Source organism: Campylobacter sp. BCW_6873 (assembly GCF_001762365.1).
In the GTDB taxonomy this organism is placed as follows: domain Bacteria; phylum Campylobacterota; class Campylobacteria; order Campylobacterales; family Campylobacteraceae; genus Campylobacter_D; species Campylobacter_D jejuni.
In genome coordinates, this window is sequence record NZ_MJWS01000075.1 from 32,638 (window position 1) to 54,737 (window position 22,100).

At 32.5% G+C, this 22,100-nt stretch carries 18 protein-coding genes, 5 tRNA genes and 1 pseudogene; 22 read left to right on the forward strand and 2 right to left on the reverse strand.

Annotated elements, in window-relative coordinates; genetic code table 11:
* Positions 1–34: 34 nt before the first annotated feature.
* The 3 genes from AJ932_RS05890 to recG are packed head-to-tail and all read left to right on the forward strand — an operon-like array spanning position 35 to position 4,114.
* Entirely contained in the window at positions 35–1,081 is a 1,047-nt protein-coding gene (locus AJ932_RS05890; protein WP_070278941.1) for a dehypoxanthine futalosine cyclase, read from the forward strand.
* Positions 1,081–2,301 (forward strand): M16 family metallopeptidase, encoded by a 1,221-nt coding sequence (locus AJ932_RS05895; RefSeq protein ID WP_070278939.1) that lies wholly within the window; start codon positions 1,081–1,083, stop codon positions 2,299–2,301. Before AJ932_RS05890 ends, AJ932_RS05895 begins: the two co-directional genes overlap by 1 nt.
* The gene (gene recG, locus AJ932_RS05900; RefSeq protein ID WP_070278937.1) at positions 2,291–4,114 is read left to right on the forward strand and encodes an ATP-dependent DNA helicase RecG; all 1,824 of its coding nucleotides are present in this window, start codon (positions 2,291–2,293) and stop codon (positions 4,112–4,114) included. Before AJ932_RS05895 ends, recG begins: the two co-directional genes overlap by 11 nt.
* Here the strand turns inward: recG and ctb are convergent.
* Positions 4,111–4,494: a truncated hemoglobin Ctb gene (gene ctb, locus AJ932_RS05905; RefSeq protein ID WP_002861205.1), complete on the reverse strand. Its 384-nt coding sequence runs from the start codon at positions 4,492–4,494 to the stop codon at positions 4,111–4,113. The genes recG and ctb overlap by 4 nt on opposite strands.
* 94 nt (positions 4,495–4,588) lie before the next feature.
* Between ctb and nssR the strand changes: the two genes are divergently transcribed.
* The 19 genes and pseudogenes from nssR to rpoC all read left to right on the forward strand — a co-directional run bounded on the left by nssR (position 4,589) and on the right by rpoC (position 21,212).
* Positions 4,589–5,185, forward strand: a complete 597-nt coding sequence (gene nssR / locus AJ932_RS05910; protein WP_002868789.1) for a nitrosative stress-sensitive transcriptional regulator NssR — start codon at positions 4,589–4,591, stop codon at positions 5,183–5,185.
* A 16-nt stretch (positions 5,186–5,201) separates the two neighbouring features.
* Positions 5,202–5,903 (forward strand): amino acid ABC transporter permease, encoded by a 702-nt coding sequence (locus tag AJ932_RS05915; RefSeq protein WP_002861207.1) that lies wholly within the window; start codon positions 5,202–5,204, stop codon positions 5,901–5,903.
* Complete coding sequence (locus AJ932_RS05920; protein ID WP_002861208.1) at positions 5,896–6,552, forward strand: amino acid ABC transporter permease; 657 nt, start codon at positions 5,896–5,898, stop codon at positions 6,550–6,552. Before AJ932_RS05915 ends, AJ932_RS05920 begins: the two co-directional genes overlap by 8 nt.
* A 1-nt stretch (position 6,553) precedes the next feature.
* Positions 6,554–7,314, forward strand: a pseudogene (locus tag AJ932_RS05925) (amino acid ABC transporter ATP-binding protein).
* Between the two features lie 91 nt (positions 7,315–7,405).
* Positions 7,406–7,481: transfer RNA gene (locus AJ932_RS05930), tRNA-Thr, on the forward strand.
* Positions 7,482–7,530: 49 nt separating this feature from the next.
* Positions 7,531–7,616: transfer RNA gene (locus AJ932_RS05935), tRNA-Tyr, on the forward strand.
* A gap of 6 nt (positions 7,617–7,622) precedes the next feature.
* Positions 7,623–7,699: transfer RNA gene (locus tag AJ932_RS05940), tRNA-Gly, on the forward strand.
* A 104-nt stretch (positions 7,700–7,803) separates the two neighbouring features.
* Positions 7,804–7,878, forward strand: a tRNA-Thr gene (locus AJ932_RS05945).
* Between the two features lie 68 nt (positions 7,879–7,946).
* Entirely contained in the window at positions 7,947–9,146 is a 1,200-nt protein-coding gene (gene tuf / locus AJ932_RS05950) for an elongation factor Tu (RefSeq protein ID WP_002855271.1), read from the forward strand.
* A 52-nt stretch (positions 9,147–9,198) separates the two neighbouring features.
* Positions 9,199–9,357 carry a 50S ribosomal protein L33 gene (rpmG, locus tag AJ932_RS05955; RefSeq protein WP_002793551.1) on the forward strand — a complete coding sequence of 53 codons (159 nt, stop codon included), beginning with the start codon at positions 9,199–9,201 and terminating at the stop codon, positions 9,355–9,357.
* Positions 9,358–9,368: 11 nt separating this feature from the next.
* Positions 9,369–9,444 (forward strand) — tRNA-Trp (locus tag AJ932_RS05960).
* An 18-nt stretch (positions 9,445–9,462) separates the two neighbouring features.
* Entirely contained in the window at positions 9,463–9,642 is a 180-nt protein-coding gene (gene secE / locus AJ932_RS05965) for a preprotein translocase subunit SecE (RefSeq protein ID WP_002854985.1), read from the forward strand.
* Between the two features lie 9 nt (positions 9,643–9,651).
* Complete coding sequence (gene nusG / locus AJ932_RS05970; protein WP_002851098.1) at positions 9,652–10,185, forward strand: transcription termination/antitermination protein NusG; 534 nt, start codon at positions 9,652–9,654, stop codon at positions 10,183–10,185.
* Between the two features lie 25 nt (positions 10,186–10,210).
* A complete protein-coding gene (gene rplK, locus AJ932_RS05975) occupies positions 10,211–10,636 on the forward strand; it encodes a 50S ribosomal protein L11 (RefSeq protein ID WP_002861210.1) in 426 nt (141 codons plus the stop codon).
* A 54-nt stretch (positions 10,637–10,690) separates the two neighbouring features.
* Positions 10,691–11,392: a 50S ribosomal protein L1 gene (rplA, locus tag AJ932_RS05980; protein WP_002854928.1), complete on the forward strand. Its 702-nt coding sequence runs from the start codon at positions 10,691–10,693 to the stop codon at positions 11,390–11,392.
* A gap of 151 nt (positions 11,393–11,543) precedes the next feature.
* Complete coding sequence (gene rplJ / locus AJ932_RS05985) at positions 11,544–12,023, forward strand: 50S ribosomal protein L10 (protein WP_044779815.1); 480 nt, start codon at positions 11,544–11,546, stop codon at positions 12,021–12,023.
* A gap of 20 nt (positions 12,024–12,043) precedes the next feature.
* Positions 12,044–12,421, forward strand: a complete 378-nt coding sequence (gene rplL, locus AJ932_RS05990) for a 50S ribosomal protein L7/L12 (RefSeq protein ID WP_002854820.1) — start codon at positions 12,044–12,046, stop codon at positions 12,419–12,421.
* A gap of 108 nt (positions 12,422–12,529) precedes the next feature.
* Positions 12,530–16,666, forward strand: coding sequence for a DNA-directed RNA polymerase subunit beta (rpoB, locus tag AJ932_RS05995; RefSeq protein ID WP_074497520.1), 4,137 nt, complete (start codon positions 12,530–12,532; stop codon positions 16,664–16,666).
* Entirely contained in the window at positions 16,659–21,212 is a 4,554-nt protein-coding gene (gene rpoC / locus AJ932_RS06000) for a DNA-directed RNA polymerase subunit beta' (RefSeq protein WP_002880691.1), read from the forward strand. The genes rpoB and rpoC overlap by 8 nt, the downstream gene beginning before the upstream one ends.
* 30 nt (positions 21,213–21,242) lie before the next feature.
* Here the strand turns inward: rpoC and AJ932_RS06005 are convergent, their stop codons facing one another.
* Entirely contained in the window at positions 21,243–22,004 is a 762-nt protein-coding gene (locus tag AJ932_RS06005) for an IclR family transcriptional regulator (protein ID WP_002793545.1), read from the reverse strand.
* Between the last annotated feature and the right edge of the window lie 96 nt (positions 22,005–22,100).

The window sequence follows — 22,100 nt, forward strand, 5'->3', positions numbered from 1 at the left end:
TTATTTTAATTATGTAAAAAAACAAGGAAAAATTTTGAAAAGACTGGATAAAAAAGAAGCTTTAGATTTATTATATCATGCGAGTTTAACGGAACTTGGAGAAATGGCTTATAAAAGAAAATTAGAACTTCATCCTGAAAAAATTACCACTTTTGTTGTGGATAGAAATATTAATTATACCAATGTTTGTTGTATTGATTGTTCTTTTTGTGCTTTTTATCGCCATCATAAAGAAGATGATGCTTATATTTTAAGCTTTGAGGAGATAGGCAAGAAGATAGAGGAGCTTGAAGCTATTGGGGGTACACAAATTCTTTTTCAAGGTGGGGTGCACCCAAAATTAAAAATAGAATGGTATGAAGAATTAGTTTCTTGGATAAAAAAACATTATCCAAATATCACTGTACATGGTTTTTCAGCAGTTGAAATCGCTTATATTGCAAAAGCATCTAAAATTTCAATTACTGAAGTGCTGCAAAGATTGCAAGCTAAAGGTTTATTTTCTATACCAGGAGCAGGTGCTGAGGTGCTAAGCGATAGGGTGCGTGATATCATTGCACCAAATAAATGCGATACAGCTACTTGGTTAGAAGTACATCGCCAAGCTCATAAAATCGGTATGAAAAGTACAGCTACTATGATGTTTGGAACGGTTGAAAATGATGAAGAAATCATCGATCATTTTGAGCATTTGAGAAAATTACAAGATGAAACAGGGGGATTTAGAGCTTTTATTTTATGGAGCTTTCAAAGTGATAATACTGCTTTAATCCAAAAACATCCAGAGATTATGAAGCAAAGTTCTAACAAGTATTTAAGACTTTTAGCTTTAGCAAGACTTTATTTAGATAATTTTAAAAATTTGCAAAGTTCTTGGGTAACTCAAGGCTCGATTATAGGTCAACTTGCTTTAAAATTTGGGGCTAACGATTTAGGCTCAACCATGATGGAAGAAAATGTAGTAAGTGCCGCAGGAGCAAGTTATAGAATGAATCAAGATGAGATGATAAGGCTGATTAGAAGTTTAGGCGAAAATCCAGCTAAACGCAATACCGCTTATGAAATTTTAGAAAGGTTTTAATGCAGTATTTAGAGAGTAGGGGTGTTAAAATCCCTTTTATTTTTGAAAAAAATTCTGATTTTCCTATTGTTGTTTTAAAGCTTGTCTTTAGAAATTGTGCTAGAAGTTATGATGAAATAGCAGGCTTAGCTAAGATGTTTTCACGTATTTTAAATGAAGGCGTGGATGATAAATTTTTTAAGGATTTAGAATTTAGAGCGATAAATTTAGAGGCAAGTAGTGGTTTTGAAAGCTTGGAAATCAATCTTTCTTGCTTGAAAGAAAATTTTGATTTTGCTTTAAAGAGTTTAGAAAAATTGCTTTTAAAACCAAGAATAGAAGAAAAAACTTTGCAAAAATTAAAAATCAATGCCTTAGGTGAGCTCGCGAGTAAAAATAGTGATTTTGATTATTTAGCAAAAAATTTACTCAATGCTCAAATTTTTAAATGTAAAGAATTTCAAAGTTCAAATGATGGAGATGAAAAAAGTATAGAAACTTTGTCTTTAAAAGATTTGCAAAATTTTTATAAAAATTTTATCCATCTTAGTGATTTGGTTGTGATTTTAGGAGGAGATTTAGAAGAAAAACAAGCCAAGGAAGATCTTTTAAAACTCTTATCAAAACTTCAAATAGGTAAGAAAAATACTCCAAAAAAATATGAGTTAAGCAAAAACATCAAAGATGAAATTTTGCTACGCCCAGAAAGTGAACAAGCTTATATTTATTTTGCTACGCCTTTTTTTGCCGATTTTAAAGATAAGGATTTATATCTTGCAAAAATTGCTTTATTTGTGCTAGGACAAGGGGGATTTGGTTCAAGGATTATGGAAGAAATTCGTGTTAAAAGAGGTCTTGCATACTCAGCTTATGCTATGCTTGATATGAATATGTCTTTTTCTAGAGTTTTTGGATATTTACAAACTAAAAATGAAAGCGCTAAAGAAGCTAAAAAAATTGTAAAAGAGCTTTTTGAAGATTTTATAAAAAATGGCATGACTCAAAACGAACTTGATCAAGCTAAAAATTTTCTCATAGGATCAACTCCTTTGCGTTATGAAAGCTTAAGCAAGCGTTTATCTATGGCCTTTAATGAATTTTATCAAGGTTTAAATTTGGGATATTATAAAGAAGAGTTAAAACTTATGGAAAAGGTTAAACTTGAAACCATCAATGCTTATATTAAAAAACATCAAGAGCTTTTAAATATAAGTTTTGCAAGCATACAAAATGAAAATTAAAGAAAGTGATTATGAATTTTTTAAAAAATTAAAAATTAGAAGTGCTATTGATTTAGCGCTTCTTTTACCTAAAAAAATTGAAAATTTAAATCCAAGTAAAAATCCTAAAGAAAATGAAATTTGTACCCAAAAAATCACTATAAAAAGCGTTAGTTCAAGAAAAAATCAACTTTTTGGTTTGGGTTTTTGTGAAGAATGGCAAGAAAATATCTCTTTTGTGTTTTTTCATCCTAGAGCTTGGCATTTTGGGATTTGTAAGGTAGGAAAAGAGCTTATTTTTAATGCTAAACTCTCACGTTTTAATCACACTTGGCAATTTAACAATCCTAAAATTTTAACTTCTTTTGAGGGTTTTAGTCCAAAGTATCAAATTTTAGGCTTAAAAGATACAAAAATTGCTGCTTTTATACATAAATATCTTAACTATGAAAATTTAAAAGAAAGTGGCATAGAGGATAAATATATACATTTTCTTTTAAATTTACATGCCTATGATGAAAAAAGTTTTTTTATGTTTGAAAATTTGCAAAATTTTAGCAAAGATTTAAAATATATAGAAATATATAATTTTTTAAAGCGTTTAAAAGCTAAAAAAACACATTTTAAAGCTCATCAAATCAATGTTTTTAATATAGCCAATTGGCTTAAAGATTTGCCTTTTTCTCTTACTAAAGATCAGCTTAATGCCTTAAAAGATATAGAAAAAGATTTGCATTCAAAAGAAGCTAAAAGGCGTGTGATTATGGGTGATGTAGGGTGTGGTAAAACCTTGGTTTTGCTTGGTGCGGCTTTGATGGTTTATCCTAAGCAGGCTATTTTAATGGCACCTACTAGTATTTTAGCGTATCAGCTTTATGAAGAGGCTAGGAAATTTTTACCTGATTTTATGAATATTTTGTTTATTAAAGGGGGTAAAAAAGAAAAAGATTTAGAACAAAATATCCAAAAAGCAAATCTTATCATAGGCACTCACGCTTTAATTCATTTAGAAAGTCATAATGCCGTACTTGTAATGATAGATGAACAACATCGTTTTGGGTCAGCTCAGCGTGAAAAAATTCATTCTTTAAATAAGCAAGAATTTACCCCTCATTTTATACAGTTTTCGGCTACGCCTATTCCAAGAACTTTAAGCATGATACAATCTGAACTTTTAAATTTTAGTTTTATTAAGCAAATGCCTTTTAAGAAGGATATTGCAACTTATTGTATACAAAATGAAGGTTTTTCTAAGCTTAGCGAGAAGATCAAGGAAGAAATTGCTAAAAATCATCAAATTATCATTATTTATCCCTTAGTGAGTGCTAGTGATAATATTCCTTATCTTTCTTTGGAGCAGGCTAGGGGGTATTGGCAGAGTCATTATGAAAAAGTTTTTGTAACTCATGGAAAAGATAAACAAAAAGATGAAATTTTAGAGCATTTTAGAGATGAGGGAAATATTTTATTAAGCACTACAGTGGTGGAAGTGGGCATTTCTTTGCCAAGATTGAGTATGATAGTGATTGTGGGAGCGGAACGTTTAGGACTTGCTACCTTGCATCAACTTCGTGGTCGTGTAGGTCGTATAGGGCTTAAAAGTACTTGCTATCTTTATACTAAGCTTAAAGAAATTCCGAGTCGTTTAAAAGAATTTGCTAGCACTTTAGATGGGTTTAAAATAGCAGAACTTGATCTTAAAAATCGTTTGAGTGGAGATTTGCTCGATGGTTTTATGCAACATGGAAATGAGTTTAAATTTTTTGATTTTTCTAAGGATGAGGAGATTTTACAAAAGGTAAAAAAAGATTTGGCAAAAAAATTGCCAAATTAATGCCCGCCGTACTTGTAAAGCATATTTTGAAAATGTGAAGCTATCATTTGTGCACGCTGTAAAATGACATTTTTCATTTCTTCATTATAAACTATATTTAAACTTTCTTCAAAAAGTTTTAGCCAAATTTCAAAAAACTCTTGAGGAAAAGGAGGTAGATCTAAGTGCTTTTTTAAGGGTTGCCCATTATAATCACCTTCGCCTAAAAGCATACCTGCCCAAAAATTTCCTATTTTTGCTTTATGTTCTTTCCATTCTTCATCGCTTGTTCCAATAGCATTGTTAAAAATAGGACCTAAATCTTTATCTTTTCTAACTTTTTCATAAAATATTTCCATGAGTTTTGCTATGTTTTCTTGATTAATTGTTTCAAATTTCATATAAGCCTTTCTTAAATGTTAATTTTATGGCGTTAATATAGCAAAAATAAGATAAATTAAATTTAACATAAGTTAAGAATGGAAAATGTATATAATGAAAGATTATTTGGAACTTTTATCTAGTGTAGGAAAATTAAAAAAATTTCAAAAAAATAGTATTTTATTTTATGAGGGTGAAGAGGCTAAAAAATTTTTTATTTTACTCAAGGGAAAAATACGCATTTATAAAAGTACAGCAAGTGATAAAGAAATTACTTTGCATTATTTTAATCCTCCAAATTTTATAGCAGAAATGCCTGCTTTTAAAAAATTAAATTATCCTGCTAATGCTATATTTGAGGAAGATGGAGAAATTTTGGAAATTGATTTTATTAATTTTCAAAATTTATGCAGTGAAAATAAAGAATTCAATTTTTTACTTATCAGTTCACTTTTTGATAAAATTAAAATTTTAGAAAAGAAATTATCTCAAAATGCATTAGATTTAAGGACGAGATTATTAAAGTATCTTTTGGAAAATGAAAAAAATTTAGATACAATTTCACAAAAACAAATTGCAATTGATTTAAATGTTAGAGCACAATCTTTATCTCGAGTGTTAAAAGAACTTAAAATTTCAGAACTTATTGATACAAAAAAAGGTAGAATTGAAATTTTAAATAAAGATATGATCATGAAAGAACTTTGGTAAAAATTTAAGGTAGAGAATGGATTTTGATTTTATATTAGTTCAAGCTCCTGCTTTTTTAACGGCTGCTTGGCTTACGATAAAACTAAGCTTTTTTGGAATTATTTTTTCTTTGATAATAGGCTTGTTTTGCATTTTAATGAGTTATTTTAAAATAAAAATTTTAGAAAATATTTGCAAGCTTTATATAGAGTTTTCAAGAAATACGCCTTTATTAATTCAACTTTTTTTCTTATATTATGCTTTACCTAAATTTAATATACATTTAGAGCAAATTCCACCGCTTGATTTGATTTGCTTAAGCGTAGAAGAAACTTTAAGGCCTTCTTTTGCTTGTGCTATAGTAGGACTTAGTTTTTTAGGAGGTTCTTATATGGCCGAGAGTTTAAGAGCGGGATTTGAAGCCATAAGAAAACAGCAGTTTGAAGCGGGACTTTCTTTGGGTTTTTCAAAATTTGGAAATTTGCGTTATGTGATTTTGCCGCAAGCTTTGGCTATTTCTATGCCAAGTATTAGTGCTAATATTATATTTTTAATCAAAGAAACTTCAGTCGTTAGTATTATTGCCTTGCCAGATTTGGTGAATTTAATGAAGAGTTTAAATTCCTTAACCTATAAGACAGATGAGCTATTGTTTTTGTTGTTTATGGGATATTTGTGTATTATCTTACCTTTGTCTTTTATTTTGCTAAAGTTTGAAAAAAGGTTGTTTCATGCTTGAACTTTTAAATACCGATACGCTTTTAAGACTCTGGCAAGGGCTTTTTGTCACTCTTGAAATTTCATTTATCAGCATTATTATTACTTCGATAGGTGGGTTGTTTTTGGGAATTTTAATGAGTTTTAAAAATACCTATATCTATGCTTTTTGTCGTTTAGGCTTAGAATTTGTGCGTGTTATGCCACTTTTGGTATGGCTTTTTGTGGTGTATTTTGGTTTTCCTAGATGGTTTGGGTGGGATTTGAGTTCTGTAAGTGCAGCTATTATTGTTTTTAGCATTTGGGGTTGTTTTGAGATGATGGATTTGGTGCGTGTTTCCTTGCAGAGTATTCCAAAGCATCAGTATGAAAGTGCATCATCTTTAGGTTTAAATACGGTGCAAAGTTTTGTTTATATTATTATTCCACAAGCTATGCGTCGTTTAACTCCTATGAGCATGAATTTACTTACTCGTATGATTAAAAGTACAACCTTTGCTTATTTAATCGGCGCGGTAGAGCTTGTAAAAGTAGGGCAACAAATTATAGAATTTCATAATAGAAATGATTTTGCACCTTTTATTATTTATGGTTTGATTTTTTTTATCTTTTTTATACTTTGTTATCCCATCACTTTATATTCAAGAAAATTAGAGAAAAAATGGAGCTAAAATGAGCATACTAAAAATAGAAAATTTACAAAAGTATTATGGTTCGCATCACGCCTTAAAAGATATTAATTTAGAAGTTAAAGCTAAAGAAGTTGTGGTGATTTTAGGTCCTAGCGGATGTGGAAAATCTACGCTTTTGCGTTGTATTAATGGGCTTGAAGAGATTGCAAGTGGTAATATTTATGTTGATAATGAGAAAATAGATAAAGATTTTAAAGAATGGCCAAGAATGCGTCAAAAAGTTGGTATGGTTTTTCAATCTTATGAGCTTTTTGAGCATTTAAGTGTTGAAGAAAATATACTTTTAGGGCCTATGAAAGTGCAAAAAAGAAAGAAAGATGAGGTTTTGAAAGAGGCTAAAATTTGGCTTGAAAAGGTGGGACTTTTGCATAAAATTCATGCTTATCCAAGAGAACTTAGCGGAGGACAAAAGCAAAGAATTGCCATAGTAAGAAGTCTATGTATGAATCCTGAGTTAATGCTTTTTGATGAGGTTACAGCAGCGTTGGATCCTGAGATTGTTAGAGAAGTTTTAGAAGTGATGTTAAATCTTGCAAAAGAGGGTATGACTATGCTTATTGTTACTCATGAAATGGGTTTTGCTAAAGCTGTAGCAGATAAAATTATTTTTATGGATGAAGGAAAAATCATCGAAGAAAATGATCCTAAAAGTTTTTTTGAAAATCCAAAAAGCGAAAGAGCAAAGAAATTTTTAAATTTGTTTGATTATCATAAATAGATAAAAATAATATTGGTTTATGATAATAAACTTTACAAGACTAAAATTTTATAGAAAAACTAAAAAAGTCTTGACAAAAATTTTTTTTTGAGTTATAATCTCACTTTTATTTTTGCTGGTTTAGCTCAGTTGGTAGAGCAGCTGCCTTGTAAGCAGCAGGTCGGGGGTTCAAGTCCCTTAACCAGCTCCATTTATTTTAGCAGTGTTTGACCAGAATATTGAAAAAGCAATATTTTTATGGTGAGTTACTCAAGTGGCCAACGAGGGCAGACTGTAAATCTGCTGGCTTTCGCCTTCCGTGGTTCGAATCCACGACTCACCACCATGCTTTGCGGGAGTAGCTCAGTTGGCTAGAGCATCAGCCTTCCAAGCTGAGGGTCGCGGGTTCGAGTCCCGTTTCCCGCTCCAATAATTTAAAAGAACTGGGAGCTGTATTTTAAAACCTTTAACTTACAGTATATATCCCATTTAAGAGTTTTTGTTGTCTGTTATTGTGTATAATTTTTCTGAGCGCTCGTATGGCTCAGAGGTAGAGCACTCCCTTGGTAAGGGAGAGGTCGCGGGTTCAATTCCCGCTATGAGCTCCATGAATTGAAAAAATTATATAGATATAAGACTTGCTTTGCTCAATTTATTTTTTATACGGAGGAAAAAAATGGCTAAAGAAAAATTTTCACGTAATAAGCCACACGTAAATATTGGTACTATTGGTCACGTTGACCATGGTAAAACTACTTTAACAGCTGCTATTTCTGCTGTTCTTTCTAGAAGAGGTTTAGCAGAGCTTAAAGATTATGATAATATCGATAATGCTCCAGAAGAAAAAGAGCGTGGTATTACTATTGCTACTTCTCATATTGAATATGAAACAGACAATCGTCACTATGCACACGTTGACTGCCCAGGTCACGCAGATTATGTTAAAAACATGATTACAGGTGCTGCACAAATGGATGGAGCGATCTTGGTTGTTTCTGCTGCAGATGGCCCTATGCCACAAACTAGAGAGCATATTCTTCTTTCTCGTCAAGTAGGCGTTCCATATATTGTTGTTTTTATGAATAAAGCAGATATGGTTGATGATGCTGAACTTTTAGAGTTAGTTGAAATGGAAATTAGAGAATTATTAAGCTCTTATGATTTCCCAGGCGATGATACACCTATTATTTCTGGTTCTGCTTTAAAAGCTCTTGAAGAAGCTAAAGCTGGACAAGATGGTGAATGGTCAGCAAAAATTATGGATCTTATGGCTGCAGTTGATAGCTATATTCCAACTCCAACTCGTGATACCGAAAAAGACTTCTTGATGCCAATTGAAGACGTTTTCTCAATTTCAGGTCGTGGTACTGTTGTTACAGGTAGAATTGAAAAAGGTGTTGTAAAAGTAGGTGATACTATTGAAATCGTTGGTATTAAAGATACTCAAACAACAACTGTAACAGGTGTTGAAATGTTCAGAAAAGAAATGGATCAAGGCGAAGCAGGAGATAACGTAGGTGTTCTTCTTCGTGGTACTAAAAAAGAAGAAGTTATCCGTGGTATGGTTCTTGCTAAACCAAAATCAATTACTCCGCACACTGACTTCGAAGCTGAAGTTTATATCTTAAATAAAGATGAAGGTGGTAGACATACTCCATTCTTTAACAACTATAGACCACAGTTTTATGTAAGAACAACTGATGTTACAGGTTCGATTAAATTAGCTGATGGTGTTGAAATGGTTATGCCAGGTGAAAATGTGAGAATTACTGTAAGCTTGATCGCTCCAGTAGCACTTGAAGAAGGAACTCGTTTTGCTATTCGTGAAGGTGGTAAAACTGTTGGTTCAGGTGTTGTTTCTAAAATTATTAAATAATTTAATAAAGCCAAGTTAAAAGCTTGGCTTTAATTTTTTAAGGAAAATTGAAATGAGAATTAAAGTTGGTTTAAAGTGTGAAGAATGTGGTGATATTAATTATAGTACCTATAAAAATAGTAAAAATACTACTGAAAAATTAGAATTAAAAAAATATTGCCCAAGATTAAAAAAACATACACTTCACAAAGAAGTTAAGCTAAAAAGTTAAGCTTGCGCCTTAGGGCAATAGCTCCAACGGTAGAGCGCCGGATTCCAAATCCGATGGTTGGGGGTTCGAATCCCTCTTGCCCTGCCATAATTAAGGTTTAAATAAATGGAAAAATTAATAACTTATTTTAAATTATCAAAAGCCGAATTAAGGAAAGTAATTTTTCCTTTAAAAGAACAGGTAAGAAATGCCTATATTACAGTTTTTGTAGTTGTTGCGGTGATTTCTTTGTTTTTGGCGTTAGTGGATTGGCTTATGTCCTCTATTGTTTCTGCGATCGTATAAGGAGAGTAAATGAGTACTCATAAATGGTATGCAATTCAAACTTATGCTGGCAGTGAAATGGCAGTTAAAAGAGCCATTGAAAATTTAGTAAAAGATAACGGAATTGAAGAACAACTTAAAGAAATTGTTGTTCCAACTGAAGATGTTATTGAATTTAAGAATGGAAAGGAGAAGATTAGCGAAAGAAGTTTGTATTCAGGATACGTTTTTGCACTTCTTGATTTAAATACGGAGCTTTGGCATCGCATTCAATCTCTTCCAAAGGTTGGTCGTTTTATTGGAGAATCCAAAAAGCCAACCCCTTTAACAGAAAAAGATATTAATTTGATTTTGGAAAAAGTTCACAATCGTGCAGCGCCTAAACCAAAGATTTCTTTTGAAGAAGGGGAAAATGTGAGAATCACAGAAGGGCCATTTGCAAACTTTACTGCAATTGTAGAAGAGTATGATATGGTTCGTGGTTTATTAAAATTAAATGTTTCTATTTTTGGACGCTCAACTCCAGTGGAGATCTTATATTCTCAAGTTGAGAAAATAATTTAATTTATATCAAGTAAGGAGATTTGTTATGGCTAAAAAAGTCGTAGGCGAAATTAAATTGCAAATTGCTGCCACAAAAGCAAACCCATCACCACCTGTTGGTCCTGCTTTGGGTCAGCAAGGTGTTAATATTATGGAGTTTTGTAAGGCTTTTAATGAAAGAACAAAAGATATGGCAGGTTTTAATATCCCTGTTGTTATCACTGTTTATGCAGATAAAAGTTTTACTTTTATTACAAAACAACCGCCAGCTACGGATTTGATCAAAAAAGCAGCTGGAATTTCTAAAGGTACGGATAATCCACTTAAAAATAAGGTGGGTAGGTTAACTCGTGCTCAAGTTTTAGAAATAGTAGATAAGAAAATTGCAGATTTAAATACTAAAGATAGAGATCAAGCTGCTAAAATTATTGCAGGTTCAGCTCGTTCTATGGGTGTTGAAATCGTTGATTAATCCTTTCACCGCCAAGGTAAAAGGCGGTAGCACTTTAAAATGCGGAGAAAATAAATGGCTAAGATAGCAAAAAGATTAAAAGAATTATCACAAAAAATTGATTCAAATAAAGAGTATGCTTTAAGCGATGCAATTGATACAATAAAGACTTTAAAGTCTGCTAAATTTGATGAGACTGTAGAAATTGCTTTAAAACTTAATGTTGATCCAAGACATGCAGATCAAATGGTAAGAGGATCTGTTGTTTTACCTGCTGGAACGGGTAAAAAAGTTCGTGTTGCTGTAATTGCAAAAGACGCAAAAGCTGATGAAGCGAAAAATGCTGGTGCAGATATTGTGGGTAGCGATGATTTAGTAGAAGAAATTCAAAAAGGTAATATGAATTTTGATGTTTTGATTGCTACTCCAAATTTAATGGGACTTGTTGGTAAAGTTGGTAGAATTTTAGGGCCAAAAGGTTTAATGCCAAATCCTAAAACCGGAACAGTGACTATGGATGTTGCTCAAGCAGTTAATAATGCAAAAAGTGGTCAGGTAAATTTCCGTGTTGATAAGCAAGGAAATATCCATGCAGGTCTTGGTAAAGTAAGTTTTTCCAAAGAACAATTATGGGACAATGTTAGCACTTTTGTAAAGGCAATTAACAAACACAAACCTGCCGCAGCTAAAGGTAGATATATTAAAAATGCGGCTTTATCTTTGACAATGAGCCCTTCTGTAAAGCTTGAAACACAAGAATTGCTTGATATGAAATAAGAGTTGCTTTTTTGCAACTCTTTTGTTTTAAAATAAACATTTGAAAAAATTTTTGATTTTTTGAGATGTTTATTTTAGATTGAAGATAGTCGAGGCGTAAGCTTAATTGGATTTCCACTCTACTTGAAATCTCAATCGGAAAGGAGAAAATGTGACTAGAAGCGAAAAAGTTGAGATTATTGCTAAACTTGAAGAAGATTTTAAAGCTAGTGAAGCTATTGTAGTTTGTAATTACAGAGGTCTTAGCACAAAAAAACTAGAAGAGCTTAGAAATAATGCAAGAGAAAACAATGTAAAAGTTCAAATTGTTAAAAATACTTTGGCTAACATTGCTCTTAACAATTCCGGTAAAACAGGTCTAGTTCTTAAAGATACAAATATTTATCTTTGGGGCGAAGATCAGCTAAGTGTTTCAAAAGTAGCTGCTAAATTTGAAGAAAATAACGATAAATTTGAAATCAAAACAGCTCATATTGAAGGCGAAGTTGCAGATGTTGCTAAGGTTAAAGCTCTTGCTAAAATGCCTTCACGCAATGAGTTGCTTGCTATGCTTTTGCAAGTTTGGAATGCGCCAATTACCAATTTCACAATAGGTTTAAATGCGCTTAAAAATAAAAAAGAATCTGAATAAATTAAATAAAAGGATAAAAAATGGCAATTTCTAAAGAAGATGTATTAGAATATATTTCAAATTTAAGTGTTCTTGAGTTATCAGAACTTGTAAAAGAATTTGAAGAAAAATTTGGTGTGTCTGCTGCTCCTGTAATGGTGGCTGGTGGTGCTGCAGCTGGTGGTGCTGCAGCTGCTGCTGAAGAAAAAACTGAATTTGATATCGTTTTAACTGATGGCGGTGCTAAAAAGATTGAAGTTATTAAAATCGTTCGTGCTCTTACAGGCCTTGGTCTTAAAGAAGCAAAAGATGCAGTTGAGCAAACTCCTTCAACTCTAAAAGAGGGTGTGGCTAAAGCTGAAGCTGAAGAAGCTAAAAAACAACTTGAAGAAGCTGGTGCTAAAGTAGAACTTAAGTAATTTTAAGCTTTAAAGTTAGAAGAAGATTTGCCAAGGCAAGTCTTCTTTTTTTATTTTTACCTAATTTTTAGGTCTTCTTTTTTAAATTTACAAAATTTACCATGAGGTATGTGCGATATGTTAGATAATAAATTAGGAAATCGTTTAAGAGTAGACTTCTCAAACATTTCAAAACAAATAGAAATCCCAAATCTTCTACAATTACAAAAAAAGAGTTTTGATTATTTTTTAAATCTTGATAATGGTGAAAGTGGTATAGAAAAAGTTTTTAAATCAATTTTTCCTATTCATGATCCGCAAAATAGATTGAGTCTTGAATATGTTAGTAGTGAAATAGGCAAGCCAAAATATACCATTCGCGAATGCATGGAAAGAGGTTTGACTTATTCTGTAAATTTAAAAATGAAAATCCGTCTTACTCTGCATGAAAAAGATGAAAAAACAGGGGAAAAAGTTGGCGTAAAAGATATTAAAGAACAAGAAATTTATATCCGCGAAATTCCTTTAATGACAGATCGTGTATCTTTTATCATTAACGGGGTTGAGAGGGTGGTTGTAAATCAATTACATAGAAGCCCTGGTGTTATTTTTAAAGAAGAAGAAAGTTCAACGGTTGCAAATAAGCTTGTTTATACAGCACAAATTATTCCTGATCGTGGTTCGTGGCTTTATTTTGAATACGATGCCAAAGATGTTTTGTATGTAAGAATTAACAAGCGTAGAAAAGTTCCTGTAACTATGCTTTTTAGGGCTTTAGGGTATAAAAAACAGGATATTATTAAGTTGTTTTATCCTATCCAGACTATACATGTGAAAAAAGATAAATTTTTAACAGAATTTAATCCAAATGATTTTATGGACAGAATAGAGTATGATATTAAAGATGAAAAAGGAAAAATTGTTCATCAAGCTGGAAAACGACTTACAAAGAAAAAAGCAGAACAGCTTATTAAAGACGGTTTAAAATGGATAGAATACCCTGTAGAAATTTTACTTAATCGTTATTTGGCAAATCCTATTATTGATAAGGAAAGTGGAGAGGTTTTATTTGATTCTTTAACTTTGCTAGATGAGAGTAAGCTTGCCAAGATTAAAGAGCAAAAAAGTTTTGATATAGCAAATGACTTGGCTAATGGCGTTGATGCAGCGATTATTAACTCCTTTGCTCAAGATGGAGAAACTCTAAAACTTCTTAAACAAAGTGAAAATATCGATGATGAAAATGATTTAGCTGCGATTAGAATTTACAAAGTTATGCGTCCAGGTGAACCTGTGGTAAAAGATGCAGCGAAGGCTTTTGTAAATGATTTATTCTTCAATCCTGAAAGATACGATCTTACCAAGGTAGGTCGTATGAAAATGAACCATAAGTTAGGTCTTGAAGTGCCTGAGTATGTTACTGTTTTGACTAATGAAGATATTATTAAAACTGCAAAATATTTAATTAAAGTAAAAAATGGTAAAGGACATATTGATGATAGAGATCATTTAGGAAATCGTCGTATCCGTTCTATAGGTGAACTTTTAGCCAATGAACTTCATTTAGGTCTTGCAAAAATGCAAAAGGCGATCAGAGATAAATTTACTTCTTTAAATGCGGATCTTGATAAAGTAATGCCTTATGATTTAATCAATCCTAAAATGATTACTACAACCATCATTGAATTTTTTACAGGAGGTCAGCTTTCGCAATTTATGGATCAAACCAACCCTTTAAGCGAGGTTACTCATAAGCGTCGTTTGTCAGCGCTTGGTGAAGGTGGACTTGTAAAAGAAAGAGCAGGTTTTGAAGTGCGTGATGTTCATGCGACACATTATGGTAGAATTTGTCCAGTTGAAACACCTGAAGGTCAAAATATTGGTTTGATTAACACTCTTTCTACTTATGCAAAAGTAAATGAACTTGGCTTTGTTGAAGCACCATATAGAAAAGTTGTAAATGGTAAAGTGACTAATGAAGTTGTTTATCTTACAGCAACACAAGAAGAAGGCTTGTTTATTGCACCAGCTTCAACCAAAGTTGATGCTAAAGGCAATATAGTAGAAGAATTTGTTGAGGCTAGACAAGATGGTGAAACTATACTTGCAAGACGCGAAGAAGTGCAATTAATCGATCTTTGCTCAGGTATGGTTGTTGGGGTTGCAGCTTCTTTGATTCCGTTTTTAGAGCACGATGATGCAAACAGAGCGCTAATGGGTTCAAATATGCAACGTCAAGCTGTGCCACTTCTTACTGCTTCAGCTCCGATAGTAGGAACAGGTATGGAACAAATTATTGCGCGTGATGCTTGGGAAGCTGTTAAAGCAAAGCGTGGCGGTGTGGTTGAGAAAGTGGATAATAAAAGCATTTTCATTTTAGGTGAAGATGATAAAGGTCCATTTATCGATCATTACACTATGGAGAAAAATTTAAGAACCAATCAAAATACAAATTATATTCAACATCCTATTGTTAAAAAAGGTGATATAGTAAAAACAGGACAAATTATCGCAGATGGTCCTTCTATGGATCAAGGCGAACTTGCTATAGGTAAAAATGCTTTAATCGCTTTTATGCCTTGGAATGGTTATAACTATGAGGATGCTATAGTTGTAAGTGAGAGAATTATTCGTGAAGATACCTTTACAAGCGTGCATATTTATGAAAAAGAAATTGAAGCAAGAGAACTAAAAGATGGTATAGAAGAAATTACCAAAGATATCCCAAATGTAAAAGAAGAAGATGTTGCACATCTTGATGAGAGCGGTATTGCAAAAATTGGTACCCATATCAAACCAGGTATGATTTTGGTGGGTAAGGTTTCTCCAAAAGGTGAGGTTAAGCCAACTCCTGAAGAAAGACTTTTAAGAGCGATTTTTGGAGAAAAAGCAGGACATGTTGTGAATAAATCACTTTATGCAACCGCTTCTTTAGAGGGCGTTGTTGTGGATGTTAAAATTTTCACTAAAAAAGGCTATGAAAAGGATGATCGTGCAATAAAATCTTATGATAAGGAAAAAATGGCTTTAGAAAAAGAACATCATGATAGACTTTTGATGATGGATAGAGAAGAAATGCTTCGTGTTTGTGCTCTTCTTTCCAAAGCCCCTTTAAATAGCGATCAAAAAATTGGAGATAAAAATTATAAAAAAGGACAAACCGCAGATATTAGCGAACTTGAAAAAATCAATCGTTTTACTTTAACAACTTTGATTAAAGCTTATTCTAAAGAGATTCAAAAAGAATACGATGATTTAAAAAATCATTTCCAAAATGAGAAGAAAAAATTAAAAGCAGAACACGATGAAAAGCTTGAAATTTTAGAAAAAGATGATATTTTACCAAGTGGGGTAATTAAGCTTGTTAAAGTTTATATTGCTACAAAGAGAAAGCTTAAAGTCGGTGATAAAATGGCAGGACGTCACGGAAACAAAGGTATAGTTTCAACTATAGTTCCTGAAGTGGATATGCCTTATTTACCAAATGGTAAAAGTGTGGATATTGCACTTAATCCACTTGGCGTTCCAAGTCGTATGAATATAGGCCAAATTTTAGAAAGCCATTTGGGTTTAATTGGACTTAGACTTGGAGATCAGATTCAAGAAATTTTTGACAGAAAGCAAAAAGATTTTCTTAAAGAATTAAGAGCAAAAATGCTTGAAATTTGTTCTATTCCAAGACTTGCAAGCGAAAAAGAATTTATTAAAAGCTTAAGCGATGAAGAGCTTTTAAACTATGCTAGAGACTGGAGTAAAGGAGTTAAATTTGCTACTCCTGTTTTTGAAGGTGTAAATATAGAAGAATTTAGCAAGCTTTTTGAAATGGCCAAGATAGATATGGACGGCAAAACAGAACTTTATGATGGACGCACGGGTGAGAAAATCGCAGAGCGTGTTCATGTAGGATGTATGTATATGCTAAAACTCCACCACTTGGTTGATGAGAAAGTTCACGCAAGAAGTACAGGACCTTACAGCTTAGTTACCCAGCAGCCTGTGGGTGGTAAAGCACTCTTTGGGGGACAAAGATTTGGGGAGATGGAAGTTTGGGCACTTGAAGCTTATGGAGCGGCTCATACTTTAAGAGAAATGTTAACTATCAAATCAGACGATGTAGAAGGTAGATTTAGTGCTTATAAAGCATTGACAAAAGGTGAAAATGTTCCAGCAACGGGAATCCCTGAAACATTTTTTGTATTAACCAATGAGCTTAAATCTCTTGCTTTAGATGTTGAGATTTTTGATAAGGATGAAGATAATGAGTAAATTTAAAGTAATAGAAATCAAAGAAGATGCAAGACCTAGGGATTTTGAAGCGTTTCAACTAAGACTTGCAAGTCCTGAAAAAATCAAATCATGGTCTTATGGAGAAGTAAAAAAACCAGAAACTATCAATTATAGAACCTTAAAGCCTGAAAGAGATGGGCTTTTTTGTGCAAAGATTTTTGGACCTATAAGAGATTATGAATGTCTTTGTGGTAAGTATAAAAAAATGCGTTTTAAAGGTGTTAAGTGCGAAAAATGTGGTGTTGAAGTAGCAAATTCAAAAGTGCGTCGTTCTAGAATGGGACATATTGAGCTTGTAACTCCTGTGGCTCATATTTGGTATGTTAATTCTCTTCCGAGTCGTATAGGAACGCTTTTGGGTGTTAAGATGAAAGATCTTGAGCGTGTGCTTTATTATGAAGCTTATATCGTTGAAAATCCAGGTGATGCTTTCTATGATAACGAAAGTACTAAAAAAGTAGAATATTGTGATGTTTTAAACGAAGAGCAATATCAAAATTTAATGCAACGCTATGAAAATAGTGGCTTTAAAGCAAGAATGGGTGGAGAAGTTGTTCGTGATTTACTTGCAAATTTAGATCTTGTAGCGCTTTTAAATCAGCTTAAAGAAGAAATGGCGGCTACAAATTCAGAGGCTAAGAAAAAAACCATCATTAAGCGCTTAAAAGTTGTAGAAAATTTCTTAAATTCAAATTTAAACGCCAATACCGATAGCGATGAAGCTGTACCAAATCGTCCTGAATGGATGATGATTACAAATCTCCCAGTTTTACCGCCAGATTTGCGTCCTTTAGTGGCTTTAGATGGTGGGAAATTTGCAGTTTCTGATGTGAATGACTTATATCGTCGTGTTATCAATAGAAATACACGTCTTAAAAAACTTATGGAGCTTGATGCACCTGAAATCATTATCAGAAATGAAAAAAGAATGCTTCAAGAGGCTGTTGATGCACTTTTTGACAACGGTCGTCGTGCCAATGCTGTAAAAGGAGCAAATAAACGCCCATTAAAATCTTTAAGTGAAATTATCAAAGGGAAGCAAGGACGTTTTAGACAAAACCTACTAGGTAAGAGGGTGGATTTCTCAGGTCGTAGTGTTATTGTTGTGGGTCCAAAACTTAGAATGGATCAATGTGGTTTACCTAAAAAAATGGCTTTAGAGCTTTTTAAACCACACCTTTTAGCTAAGCTTGAAGAAAAAGGTTATGCAACCACAGTAAAACAAGCTAAAAAAATGATAGAAAACAAAACCAATGAAGTTTGGGAATGTTTAGAAGAGGTGGTAAAAGGACATCCTGTTATGTTAAACCGTGCGCCTACTTTGCATAAACTTTCTATCCAAGCTTTTCATCCTGTTTTAGTAGAAGGTAAGGCTATACAACTTCATCCTTTAGTTTGTGCAGCATTTAACGCGGACTTTGATGGGGATCAAATGGCAGTGCATGTGCCGCTTTCTCAAGAGGCTATTGCAGAATGTAAAGTGCTTATGCTTTCATCAATGAATATTCTTTTGCCAGCAAGCGGTAAGTCTGTAACCGTTCCATCACAAGATATGGTTTTAGGAATTTATTATCTTTCATTGGAAAAAGCAGGTGCTAAAGGTTCACATAAAATTTGTACAGGCATTGATGAAGTGATGATGGCACTTGAAAGCAAGTGTTTGGATATTCATGCGAGTATACAAACTATGGTAGATGGTAGAAAGATTACCACTACAGCAGGAAGATTGATTATCAAATCCATTTTACCTGATTTTGTGCCTGAAAATAGCTGGAATAAAGTTTTAAAGAAAAAAGACATTGCCGCGCTTGTGGATTATGTTTATAAACAAGGCGGTTTAGAGATTACAGCAAGTTTCTTGGATAGACTTAAAAATTTAGGTTTTGAGTATGCAACTAAAGCAGGTATTTCAATTTCGATTGCAGATATTATTGTTCCTAATGACAAGCAAAAAGCTATCGATGAAGCAAAAAAACAAGTAAGAGAAATTCAAAATTCTTATAATCTTGGTTTGATTACTTCAGGGGAAAGATACAATAAAATCATTGATATTTGGAAAAGTACAAACAATGTCCTTTCAAAAGAGATGATGAAGCTTGTAGAAAAAGATAAAGAAGGTTTTAACTCTATTTATATGATGGCAGATTCTGGTGCTAGGGGTAGTGCGGCTCAAATTTCTCAGCTTGCTGCGATGCGAGGACTTATGACTAAACCTGATGGTTCTATTATCGAAACTCCTATTATTTCGAATTTCCGTGAAGGACTAAATGTTCTTGAATACTTTATTTCAACTCACGGTGCTAGAAAAGGTCTTGCAGATACCGCTCTTAAAACAGCAAATGCGGGTTATTTGACAAGAAAACTCATCGATGTTGCACAAAATGTAAAAATTACCATTGAAGATTGTGGAACACATGAGGGTGTTGAAATCAATGAAATTACCGCAGATAGTTCTATTATAGAAACTTTAGAAGAAAGAATTTTAGGCAGGGTTTTAGCTGAAGATGTGATCGATCCTATTACAAATTCTGTGCTTTTTGCAGAAGGTACTTTAATGGATGAGGAAAAAGCAAAAATTCTTGGAGAAAGCGGTATAAAAAGTGTCAATATCCGCACTCCTATTACCTGCAAAGCTAAAAAAGGAATTTGTGCAAAATGTTATGGTATCAATCTTGGTGAAGGTAAATTGGTAAAACCAGGCGAAGCAGTAGGAATTATTTCCGCTCAATCTATCGGTGAACCAGGAACGCAGCTAACTTTAAGAACTTTCCACAGTGGGGGAACTGCAAGTACGGATTTACAAGATAGACAAGTAAGTGCACAAAAAGAAGGTTTTATAAGATTTTATAATCTTAAAACTTATAAAAACAAAGAAGGTAAAAATATCGTAGCAAATCGTAGAAATGCGGCGGTTTTACTTGTGGAGCCAAAAATCAAAACTCCATTTAAAGGTGTGATTAATATAGAAAATATTCATGAAGATGTGATTGTTTCTATTAAAGATAAAAAACAAGAAGTAAAATACATATTAAGAAAATACGATCTTGCTAAACCAAATGAATTAGCAGGTGTAAGTGGCAGTATAGATGGAAAACTTTATTTGCCATATCAAAGCGGTATGCAAGTAGAAGAAAATGAAAGTATCGTAGAAGTGATTAAAGAGGGTTGGAATGTACCAAATCGTATCCCTTTTGCGAGTGAAATTTTAGTAGAAGATGGTGAGCCTGTAGTTCAAAATATCAAAGCAGGCGAAAAAGGAACGCTTAAATTTTATATCCTTAAAGGCGATGGTTTAGATAGAGTAAAAAATGTTAAAAAAGGTGATATTGTTAAAGAAAAAGGATTCTTTGTAGTGATTGCTGATGAAAATGATAGAGAAGCAAAAAGACACTATATTCCAAGAGAATCTAAGATAGAATTTAACGATAGTGAAAAAATCGATGATGCAAATACTATCATTGCAAGTGCTCCTAAAAAAGAAAGAAAAGTGATTGCAGAATGGGATGCTTATAATAATACTATCATTGCAGAAATTGATGGTGTTATAAGCTTTGAGGATATTGAAGCAGGTTATAGTGCTGATGAGCAAATTGATGAAGCTACAGGTAAGCGTTCTTTAGTGATTAATGAGTATTTGCCAAGCGGAGTTAGACCGACTTTGGTAATTGCAGGAAAAGGTGATAAGGCTGTGCGTTATCAGCTTGAACCAAAAACCGTTATTTTTGTTCATGATGGTGATAAAATCACTCAAGCAGATATTTTAGCAAAAACTCCAAAAGCTGCAGCTAAATCAAAAGATATTACAGGAGGTCTTCCAAGAGTTTCTGAACTTTTTGAAGCAAGAAAACCAAAAAATGCGGCTGTGATTGCAGAAATTGATGGTGTTGTTCGTTTTGATAAACCTTTGCGTTCTAAAGAAAGAATTATTATCCAAGCAGAAGATGGTACAAGTGCTGAGTATTTAATAGATAAATCAAAACACATTCAAGTAAGAGATGGCGAGTTTATCCATGCAGGTGAAAAACTTACAGATGGAGTTGTTTCAAGTCATGATGTGCTTAAAATTTTAGGTGAAAAAGCCTTGCATTATTATTTGATTTCTGAAATTCAACAAGTTTATCGCGGACAAGGTGTTGTGATTTCTGATAAACATATAGAAGTTATCGTTTCTCAAATGCTAAGACAAGTAAAAGTTGTAGATAGTGGACATACGAAATTTATCGAGGGTGATTTGGTTTCAAGACGTAAATTCCGTGAAGAAAACGAAAGAATCATTAGAATGGGTGGAGAACCTGCTATTGCTGAGCCTGTGCTTTTAGGTGTAACAAGAGCAGCGATTGGAAGTGATAGTGTGATTTCTGCAGCTTCATTCCAAGAAACTACTAAAGTTCTAACCGAAGCAAGTATAGCGGGTAAATTTGACTACTTAGAAGATTTAAAAGAAAATGTTATTCTAGGTAGAATGATACCTGTTGGAACAGGGCTTTATGGTGAACAAAATTTAAAACTTAAAGAACAAGAATAAAACTCTATTTTATAGCCCTCCTGGGCTATATTAATACAGTGTATCTAAATCATTAAAATAAATTTTTAAAACTTTTTCTATTTTATTTTTTTCTTCTAGAAGTATTTTTTTATTTTTTTCTCTAAAAGCTTTATTAGAGCAATAAATTAGATAAGATATACTAATGGCAGCAATTATTTTATTTTTATGTTCTATGCCTATAGCCATACATTCAATTTGAGGATTCATTTCTCCAATTTCTATGGCAATTTTTTCTTTTTTAATTTGTTTGATTTGTTGATAGAGTTCATTTATATTATTTAAGGTGTTTTCTGTAATTTTATCAAAATTTTTAGGATAAAGTTTTTCTAATTCCTTTTTATTTTTATTTGATAGTAAGGCTTTGCCTAAAGATGTTGCATAAGCAGGATACGAAGTGCCTATAAAAGATTTTAATTGCACTGTATTATTGGCATCAATTTTTTCTAAATAAAGCACATTTCCATCTTTTAAAATTCCCATTTGACAAGTTTGATTGGTTAAATTTCTTATATTTTTCATATGCTTTTTGATTATTTCAAAAATATTATTTTCGTTTTTTATATTACATCCTAATTCTATAATCTTAAAATCCAAATAATAACTTTTATTTTTTAAATCACATTTGATATATTTTTTTTCTTGAAGAGTTTGTAAAATAGGCCAAAGAGTTCCAGCAGGAATGTTTAGTTTTTTAGCTATAGCACTTAAGGTAAGCTTTTCTTTTGCAAGTAATTCTAGAATATTTAACACTCTAAGAGTGGGCTGATGCATATTGTCTTTATCCTTGTTTTATTTTTATAAATTTTAGCATATTTTTTACTTTTAGTAACATAAAATCATAATTTTTATTATTTATTAATTTTAATA